2 pseudogenes are annotated in these 400 nt (G+C 56.0%); one reads left to right on the forward strand and one right to left on the reverse strand.

What is annotated here, in order from left to right:
- A pseudogene (locus tag ALO43_RS32325) lies at positions 1-82 on the forward strand (transposase domain-containing protein); the annotation flags it as partial.
- Between the two features lie 98 nt (positions 83-180).
- Here ALO43_RS32325 and ALO43_RS31100 read toward each other — a convergent pair.
- Positions 181-400, reverse strand: a pseudogene (locus tag ALO43_RS31100) (hypothetical protein); the annotation flags it as partial.

Consider the following 400-nt stretch of genomic DNA (forward strand, 5'->3'; position numbering starts at 1 on the left):
TCCGTACACTTATCTGAAGGATGTCCTCACATACCTACCGACGCCGCAGCCGAGTGAAGTTGATCAACTGCTGCCGCATAAGCGGATGCCGTTTCAGTCATGCAAGACGGAGTTGCTGAACGCTTGCGGTTCAGGGAATGGCGTGAGGCGAAGAACGAGCGACGGCTCCCATTATCGGCTTCACCCTGGGCAGCTCAACTGTTCAGGGTGAAGTTCAATGGAAAAGAGCGTGCTGTCCCTGGCCAGGTAGCTATGCTCCTGGTGAAACTTGAACCTGCGCATCATAGCCAGCAACTGCGGTTCCTTGCAGGCCAGTTGGTCCAGACCAAGACGTATTCTCGCCTCCATGCTGGCCTTGCGTTCCTCGGAGAGGCTGCTAGCTGGCAAGTCGATCCTGTAG

This window comes from Pseudomonas tremae (assembly GCF_001401155.1).
GTDB classification, from domain to species: domain Bacteria; phylum Pseudomonadota; class Gammaproteobacteria; order Pseudomonadales; family Pseudomonadaceae; genus Aquipseudomonas; species Aquipseudomonas tremae.